Origin of the sequence: Kitasatospora sp. NPDC059803 (assembly GCF_042732255.1) — a bacterium.
Taxonomy (GTDB): Bacteria; Actinomycetota; Actinomycetes; order Streptomycetales; family Streptomycetaceae; genus Kitasatospora.
In genome coordinates this window covers 20,454-28,648 of record NZ_JBHWIJ010000013.1, presented here as the reverse complement: position 1 = coordinate 28,648, position 8,195 = coordinate 20,454, and the positions used below count along the sequence as shown (strand labels likewise).

The window sequence follows — 8,195 nt, the reverse complement described above, 5'->3', positions numbered from 1 at the left end:
CCCCGCCCCCGCGGCCCCGCCCCGCCCCGCCCCGGCCAGAGCGGGGGCCGCCGCCCCCCGCCCCCCCCGGCCCCCCCCCGGCGCGGGGGGGGGCGGGGGCCCCCCGGACTCGGGGTGCTGGTGCCTCTGGCCGGAGCCTGTTCTGGCCGGTGCTGCTTCTGGCCCGCGCTGCTTCTGGCCCGCGCTGATTCTGGCCGGGGCCGGCTCTGGCCGGTGCTGCTTCTGTGCTGCGGCGCGACCGGTCTCGGCCTCTGGGGCGTGGGGCTACCGGGAGGCGGCGTCGGCCAGGTCGGCGTGGTGGCGGCGGGTGACCTCGGGGTGGGCCCGGGTGTAGCCCTTCCACTCGTTGAGGCCGAACTCGGCGAACAGCGGGTTGTCCGGATCCGCGGTGGCGCCGGGGGCGTGCCGGGCGAACGGGAAGTCCAGCGGCTCGATGTGGGCGTCGAGGCGGGGGTTGTAGAAGAACGGGACGGAGAAGCGCTCGCGGGCGCCGACCGGGCTGACCACGCGGTGGTTGGTGGCCTTGAGGTAGCCGTCGGTGGCCACCTCCAGCAGTTCGCCGAGGTTGACGACGAAGGCGCCCGGCATCGGCGGGACCTCCAGGAAGGTGCCGTCCGGGCGCTCGACCTGGAGGCCGCCGACGGTGTCCTGGAGCAGCAGTGTGATGAAGCCGTAGTCCTTGTGGGCGCCGACGCCCTGGCCGGCGCCGTCCGGAGCGGTGCCGGGGTAGCGGACCAGCTTGAGCCGCAGGTGGGGGTGGCCGGCGAAGGCCTCGTCGTAGAAGTCGGGGCGGGCGCCGATCGCGGTGAGGAGCTCGTGCAGCAGCCGGCGGGCGGTGTCGCTGAGGTGGTCGATCCAGCCGAGCGCGGCGGTGCGCAGCTCGGGGAGCGCCGCGGGCCACTGGTTGGGGCCCTCCAGCCACCAGTACGGGGGCTCGCCGGTGCCGGGCACGTGCGGGGGCAGCTCGGCGCCGATGTCCAGCTGGTCGCGCCAGTCCTGGCTGCCGCCGGTGCGCTCGTCGCCGGTGCGGGTGTAGCCGCGGTAGTGGGGGGAGTTGAGGTTGCTCACGGCGAGCCGGTCGGCCTCGGGGAGGTCGAAGAAGGCGCGCATCGCGTCGGTGAGCGCGGCCGTCTCCTCCGGGGTGATGCCGTGGCCGACGAGCTGGAAGAACCCGACGTCGGTGGCTGCGGCACGGAGTTCGTCGTGCAGTCGGCGGCGGTCGTCCGGGCCGCCGTCGGCGAGCGAGAGGTCGATCACCGGGAGGGAGTCGGATATGGGGGTGTACTGCTGCGACATGTGTGACATCCGCTGGTCTCGTCCCGGCCTGTCCCGGTGATCGACCGGGGGATGGCCGGAGTGGCCGCCTGGTGCGGCGGGTGCTCCGGGAGCCGGGAGGTGGAGGCGGCCGGGTGGAGGCTGCCCTTGAGGGTGGGTGGCGCGAGGTTCAGCTGGAGCGTCGACAGGACATGCTTGTCACGCGGAGCAGGTCCACGTGGCGACGGCGAACAAGGATGAGCACGTCACCAGCGTAGATGACCTTGACCGGAGCGGGCGAGCCCCCTGCGGCGGAGGGCGGTCTCTCACTTGGCGGTGGCCCTTCAAGGGGTGGGAGGGGTGGAAAGCCTTGGTGCGTCGCCCCTCTCAGCCGTTGTTGAGGTAGGCCAGCACGGCCAGGACGCGGCGGTTGTCGTCGTCGGAGGGCTGGAGGTCGAGTCGGACGAAGATCGACGCGGTGTGCTTGGCGACGGCCCGCTCGGTGATCACCAACTGCTGGGCGATCGCCGCGTTGGAGCGCCCCTCGGCCATCAGCGCCAGCACCTGCCGCTCGCGCGGGGAGAGGGTGGAGACCGGGCCGGCCGAGGAGTTGTGGGTGAGCAGCCGGCTGATCACCTCCGGGTCCATCACGGTGCCGCCCCGGGAGACCCGCTGCACCGCGTCGATGAACTGGGTGCCGTCCAGCACCCGGTCCTTCAGCAGGTAGCCGATCCCGCCGGTGCTGCCGGCCAGCAGCTCGCGCGCGTACAACTGCTCCACGAACTGCGACAGCACCAGGACGGGCAGCCCTGGGTGCGCCTGGCGGGCGGCCAGCGCCGCCCGCAGCCCCTCGTCGGTGAAGCCGGGAGGCAGTCGGACGTCGACCACGGCGATGTCCGGCCGGTCGGCGGCCACCGCGGCGAGCAGTTCGTCGCCGGTCTCGACCGCCGCGGTGACCTCCATGCCGCTGGCCTCCAGCAGCCGGGTCAGGCCATCCCGGAGGAGGAAGAGGTCTTCGGCGATGACAACGCGCACGGGATCTCCAGGTTCACAATGGTCGGGCCACCGGAGGGGCTGCTGATCGCGAGCACCCCGTCGAAGGCGGCCAGTCGGCGTTCGGTTCCGCTGAGGCCGGTCCCCCGGGACGGGTTGGCGCCACCGCGCCCGTCATCGGTGACCGATATCCGCAGCAGCCCGTCACTGTGCCCTATCTCGATCCACACGTGCGAGGCGCCGGCGTGTTTCACCACGTTGGCCAGCAGCTCGCTCACCGCGAAGTAGACGGCGGACTCCACCGGGGCGGGCGCCCGGCCGGGCAGCCCGCCGGTGAAGGTGACCGGCAGCGGGAGGTCCAGCGCGGTCGCCTCGACCGCGTCGGCCAGGCCGCGGTCGGCGAGCACCGGAGGATGGATGCCCCGGACCAGGTCGCGCAGCTCGCTCAGGGCCTTGACCGAGGACATCCGGGCCTCGACCAGCAGGGGTTGCAGGGCCTTCGGGTCGTCCTTCACCTGCTCGGCCACGGTCAGCAGCATGCCCAGGGCGACCAGCCGGGCCTGCGCCCCGTCGTGAAGGTCCCGCTCGATCCGGCGCAGCTCGGCCGCCCCGGCGTCGATGGTGTCCGCCCTGGTCCGGGCCAAATGACTGACCTGGCGGGCGAGTTCGCTCCGTCGGGACGGGCCGAGCAGGGCTCGGGCTGCCCGCTCATGCACCCGCAGGAGCGGCGGCGCGGCCCACAGGGCGGCCAGCGGGGAGATGTAGAGCCCCATCATGTAGACGGGCCCCAGCGGGAGGAACGGCCCGTTCCGGCCGAGCACCTGGAGGGCGATCGGGGTCAGCACGACGATCACGGCGGTGATCGGGATGACGCAGCCGGAGACGAGCACCCAGAGGAGGTCCCGCCAGGTCGCCGGATCGGCCAACCAGCCGCCGGCGCGCATCCGCTGCCACGGCCCGGCGTCGACGCGGTGGTACGGCACCGGGATCGGCCGGCCGCTCCACCGGCCGACGATCCGCCGGTTCTCCGTCGCGATCCAGCGCGTGCCGAGCAGGCCGAGCACCAGCATCGCCGGCCCCAGGCAGAGCGATCCGGACCGACCGCCGGGCGGGGCGCCGCCGTAGAGATCGGTGGCCATCAGCGCGAGCGCGCCCGGCGCGAACAGGACGGCCCCGGCCGCCCGGCCGCCGCCCCCGGTGGCCCAGCAGAGCGCCCAGAGGGCGACCGGCGTCAGCGGCACCAGCAGGATCAGCGGCCCGCCCGGACCGTGGGCGAACGGCTCGGCGTCGTCGGGGCCGAGCAGGGCGGCGGCCAGCAGGACCGACCCGGCCAGCAGCGCCATCAGCCCCGTGACGGCCAACGTGACCATGTAGAGCGCCCGCACGCCGGCCACGACGGCACCCTCCAGCTGCGCGACGGCCCTGGACACTGCGCTCGTCCTCATCCCGCGCCTCCCCTCCGGTCGGTGGCCCCGCGGCCCCGGTTGATCATCCGGCGTCAGTCTGCCGCGCCGTGACGTGCAGCGCTCTAGGTCTGCGCCCCCAATCCGGGGTGTACCTGGATACACCCCCGAGAGGCCGTCCAGACGGCTGTCCGTGCCCCGCCCCGAATTCGTAGCGTCATGTCCCGTCAGCCGGGCCGGACTTCCGGTGCCGGATCTCGAACCGTGGAGGGCCCGTGAACGCGCCGATCATCCGGATCCGCGGCGTCAGCAAGACGTACGACCGATCCGACGCCGCCCACCCCGCGCTGGCCGGGCTCGACCTGGAGGTCCGGGCCGGCGAGGCGCTGGCCGTGCTCGGCCGCTCGGGCAGCGGCAAGTCCACCCTGCTGAACCTGGTCGCCGGCCTCGACCGCCCGAGCGAGGGCACCGTCGAGGTGGACGGCGTGGCCGTCCACGAGCTCGGCGAGGCCGCCCTGGCCGAGTACCGGCGGAAGCGGATCGGCATGGTGTTCCAGTTCTTCAACCTGCTGGACGACCTGAACGTCGAGGACAACGTGCTGCTCCCGGCCCAGCTCGCCGGGATGCGGCGGGAGCAGGCCCGGGCCCGGGCCGGCGAGCTGCTGGAGCGGCTCGGGGTGGCCCGGCACGCCAAGGCCTTCCCCGGTCGGCTCTCCGGCGGCGAGCGCCAACGCGTCGCGGTGGCGAGGGCCTTGATGAACCGCCCGCCGCTGCTGCTCGCCGACGAGCCGACCGGGGCGCTGGACACCGCCTCGGCCGCCGACGTCCGCGACCTGCTCCGGGGGCTCAACGCGGAGGGCCAGACGATCCTGCTGGTCACCCACGACACCGCGCTCGCCGAGGCCTGCGCCGACCGGACCATCGAGCTGCTCGACGGCCGGCTGGTCCGGGACACCGCGGCCGTGCCGGCCCCCGGCGGTGTGCGATGAGCGAGCGCTGTGCGATGAGCGAGTGGTGGGGGTGCCCCCGGCCGGAGGCCGGGGGCGAGCGGATCACAGGAGGGCGCGTGCGGGCGAACGCCCCCGCCGGGCGAAGGGAGGCGGGCGCATGAGCGTACTGGGCAAGGTGGTTCGCGCCGGGGTCGGCCGCAAGCGGGTGCAGACCCTGGTCATGGTGCTCACCACGATGGCGGCCGTGACGGCGTGCATCCTCGCCACGGGCCTGCTGGTCGCCTCCCAGGGCCCGTACCAGCGCACCTTCGCCGACCAGCGCGGCGCGCACCTCAACGTGCTGTACGACCCGGCCAGGGCGAGCCCCGCCCAACTCGCCGCGACCGCGCACGCCCCCGGCGTGACGGCCTCGGCCGGCCCCTACCCGGCGCTCACCGTCCAGCCGCGCGCCGGCGACGAGCTCCGGATCCCGCCGGCCGGCAGCCTGCTCCCGCCGGTGACGCTGGTCGGCCGGGCGAAGGACGGCCCGCTGGACGGCCTGCGGATCACCATGGGCCGCTGGCTCGCCGGCCCCGGCGAGGTGGTGTTCCTGGACGGCCACTCGCCGCTGGGCGTCGGCGACAGCATGCAGTTCCCCGGTCTCCCCGGGCACCCGACCCTCAAGGTCGTCGGCCTGGCCGCCTCCCCCTCCTGGAGCGCGGACGGCTGGATCGCTCCCGAACAGGTCGCCGGGCTCACCGCGCCCGGTGCGGCGCCCGCCGCCCAGTACCTCTACCGCTTCGCCCACGCCGACACCGACGCCGAGGTGGAGGCCGACCGCGCGGCGCTCGCCGCCGCGGTGCCGGGCGGCGCCCTCGCCAGGGCCACCTCGTACCGGCCGGCCCAGACGGAGGCCAACCGGACGGCCGCGACCTTCGTCCCGTTCGTGACGGCCTTCGGGGTGCTCGGCCTGGCCATGTCGGTGCTGATCATCGGCGTCGTGGTCAGTGGCGCCGTCAGCGCCGCCACCCGGCGGATCGGCATCCTCAAATCGCTCGGCTTCACCCCGTCCCAGGTGGCGCGCGCCTACGTCGGCCAGGCACTGATCCCGGCCGGGGTCGGTACGGCGCTCGGCGTGCTCGGCGGGAACCTGCTGTCCGTGCCCGTCCTCGGGGTGGCGCACAAGGCCCTGCGCGGCGGCCTGCTCGGCATCCCGCTCTGGGTGGACGTCGCCGTTTCGGCGGTGGCCCTGGCAGCCGTGGCGGGCACCGCCCTGGTGCCCGCGCTGCGGGCCGGCCGGCTGCGCACGGTGGAGGCGCTCGCGGTCGGCCGGACGGCGCCGGGCGCCCGGCGGGCAGCCTCCCGCGGCGGCCCGGGCCGGGCGGGGGCTTCCGGTCAGGCGAGTGCGTCGGGTCGGGTCGACACGTCGGGCCCGGCCGGGGCGTCGGGTCCGGCCGCCAGGGTCCAGCAGTTCATCGGCCGCCTACCGGTGCCGCGCGCCCTGAGCCTCGGGCTGGCGACCCCGCTCACCCGGCCGGGCCGCTCGGCGACCACGGCCGCCGCGGTGGTGCTCGGCACGGCCGGAGTCACCCTGTGCGTCGGCCTGACGCTCTCGCTCGGCTCCTTCCAGGACGGCCTCCAGGCCGGGCGCTCCGGAAAGGTCGTGGTCCAGACCCCGATCGAGAGCTCGACGAAGGCCCCCGACCACGTGGACGAGGCCGCCGCGGCCAGGGCGATCGCCGACCGCCCCGGCACCCGGGCCTGGTACAGCACCGCTCCGACGCCGGTCGCCGTGGCCGGGAACACCGGGCGCACCGCGGTGATCGCCTTCACCGGGGACGCCTCCTGGGGCGGCTACCAGCTGATCTCCGGCCGGTGGTTCCAGGGCCCCGGTGAGGTGGTCGTCGCCACCGCCTTCCTGCGCGCCAACCAGGTGCGCGTCGGCGACACCGTCACCCTCACCGACCACGGGCGCAGCACCCCGGTGCGGATCAGCGGCGAGGTCCTGACCACCAACGACCAGGTGTTCGTCGACCGGGCCGTACTGGCCCCGCTCGGCGCCGCCGTCCAGGCCGACACGGTCGCCTTCCAGATCGACCTCACCCCGGGCACGGACGCGCAGGCGTACGCGGACGGGCTCGACGACGCCGTCCGGCCGCTGGGCCTGAGCGCCGAAGCGGGCCGGCAGCAGATCAGCATCGTGATGCTGGCCATGAACACCCTCGCCGGGACGCTCACCCTGCTGCTGGCCGTGGTGGCCGGCCTGGGCGTGCTCAACACGGTGCTGCTGGACACCCGGGAGCGGGTGCACGACCTCGGAGTGCTCAAGGCGCTGGGCATGTCGCCCCGGCAGACGGTCGGCATGGTGCTCACCTCGGTCTGCGGCAGCGGGCTGGTGGCCGGGCTGATCGGGGTCCCGATCGGGATCCTGCTGCACCATCAGGTGATGCCGGCGATGGCCCGCGCCGCCGGGGTCGGGGTGCCGGAGGCGGACCTCACCGTGTTCCACCCCTCGGTGGTGGGGCCGCTGATACTCGGCGGCCTGGTGCTGGCGCTGCTCGGCGCCCTCCTCCCCGCCGCCTGGACCGCCCGCACCCGGACGGTCGCGGCGCTGCGCACCGAGTGACGGCGGGGCGAGGCGGGGCGGGCCCTCCCTGCCACCCCGACTGGGGCGGCAGAGAGGCCGGGCCCTGCCGCCCCGCCCCGCCGGTGGCTCAGGCCAGCCGCGCCTCCGCGTACGCCTCCATGGCGGCCCGCTGGTACGCGGCCAGGCCCGGGGTGATGGCCTCGTACGCGGCACTCCACTGGGCGTTCTCCGTGCAGGAGCGCGCGATCGCGCGGAACTCCTCGACGGAGACCGTCCGGAGGGAGGTGAGCGCCAGGTACTCGGCGTCGATGTGGCTCTGCACGGGCTCGGCGTCCGCCGGGTGGCCGGCCGCCAGCAGTTCCGCCAGGCGGATCATCCGCGCCGTCCGCTCGCGCTGTCCGGCCTCGACGTCGGCCTGGCTCATCGCGGCGGTGGCGCGCCGCGCCGCCTCGGCGTGCTCGGGGAAGTCCCGCAGGCTCTCCTCGACGTCGCCGGGCTCGATGCCCTCGAACAGGTTCTCCGGGCGGTTGATGCTGGTCATGGATGTGCCGTCCTTTCGGGAACGTTCCAGGTCGGCGATCGTGCGGGAGACGGTGGCGGCCAGGGTGTCGAGCCGGTCGCGCTCGGCGAGCAGCCGGTGCCGGTGGTCCCGCAGGGCCTCCAGCTCGTCCACCTGGTCGCCCAGGATCCGGGCGATCCCGGTCAGCCCGACCCCCAGCGCCCGCAGCACGAGGATCTGTTGCAGCTGGAGCAACTGCCGCTCCTCGTAGTAGCGGTGGCCGTTCGAGCCGATCCAGGCCGGGGGCAGCAGGCCGATCTCGTCGTAGTGCCGCAGGGTCCGGGCGGTCACGCCCGACATCCGGACGACTTCCGCGATCGGCCAAGCCGTTGCCATGCGCCGTCTCCCTCGTTCACGTTCGCTTGGACCAGGGCCGGTTCCTCCGGCCCTGGTCACGACGTTATAAGAATACGCGTAGGCAGATTACAGCACCGAGAACGTACCCGGACCCGAACCCGGGTAGGGAAAGC

6 protein-coding genes are annotated in these 8,195 nt (G+C 74.7%); 2 read left to right on the top strand and 4 right to left on the bottom strand.

Features of this window, described 5'->3' with window-relative positions:
- Positions 1-264: 264 nt before the first annotated feature.
- The 3 genes from ACFV6I_RS03825 to ACFV6I_RS03815 form a co-directional block, all read right to left on the bottom strand.
- The gene (locus ACFV6I_RS03825) at positions 265-1,296 is read right to left on the bottom strand and encodes an isopenicillin N synthase family dioxygenase (RefSeq protein WP_380341059.1); all 1,032 of its coding nucleotides are present in this window, start codon (positions 1,294-1,296) and stop codon (positions 265-267) included.
- Between the two features lie 345 nt (positions 1,297-1,641).
- Positions 1,642-2,289: a response regulator gene (locus ACFV6I_RS03820; RefSeq protein WP_380423481.1), complete on the bottom strand. Its 648-nt coding sequence runs from the start codon at positions 2,287-2,289 to the stop codon at positions 1,642-1,644.
- Entirely contained in the window at positions 2,241-3,677 is a 1,437-nt protein-coding gene (locus ACFV6I_RS03815) for a sensor domain-containing protein (RefSeq protein ID WP_380423480.1), read from the bottom strand. Before ACFV6I_RS03815 ends, ACFV6I_RS03820 begins: the two co-directional genes overlap by 49 nt.
- A 248-nt stretch (positions 3,678-3,925) precedes the next feature.
- Here ACFV6I_RS03815 and ACFV6I_RS03810 point away from each other — a divergent pair, with 248 nt between their 5' ends.
- Positions 3,926-4,639 (top strand): ABC transporter ATP-binding protein, encoded by a 714-nt coding sequence (locus ACFV6I_RS03810; protein WP_244293320.1) that lies wholly within the window; start codon positions 3,926-3,928, stop codon positions 4,637-4,639.
- 118 nt (positions 4,640-4,757) lie between these two features.
- Complete coding sequence (locus tag ACFV6I_RS03805; protein WP_380423479.1) at positions 4,758-7,205, top strand: ABC transporter permease; 2,448 nt, start codon at positions 4,758-4,760, stop codon at positions 7,203-7,205.
- Between the two features lie 88 nt (positions 7,206-7,293).
- Here ACFV6I_RS03805 and ACFV6I_RS03800 read toward each other — a convergent pair whose 3' ends face one another.
- Positions 7,294-8,061 (bottom strand): MerR family transcriptional regulator, encoded by a 768-nt coding sequence (locus ACFV6I_RS03800; protein WP_380423478.1) that lies wholly within the window; start codon positions 8,059-8,061, stop codon positions 7,294-7,296.
- Between the last annotated feature and the right edge of the window lie 134 nt (positions 8,062-8,195).

What these genes read in the sequence shown, in the direction of transcription:
- ACFV6I_RS03800 (WP_380423478.1), bottom strand. Translation starts at nt 8,061, where the DNA reads ATGGCAACGGCTTGGCCGATCGCGGAAGTCGTCCGGATGTCGGGCGTG.
- ACFV6I_RS03825 (WP_380341059.1), bottom strand. Translation starts at nt 1,296, where the DNA reads ATGTCGCAGCAGTACACCCCCATATCCGACTCCCTCCCGGTGATCGAC.
- ACFV6I_RS03805 (WP_380423479.1), top strand. Translation starts at nt 4,758, where the DNA reads ATGAGCGTACTGGGCAAGGTGGTTCGCGCCGGGGTCGGCCGCAAGCGG.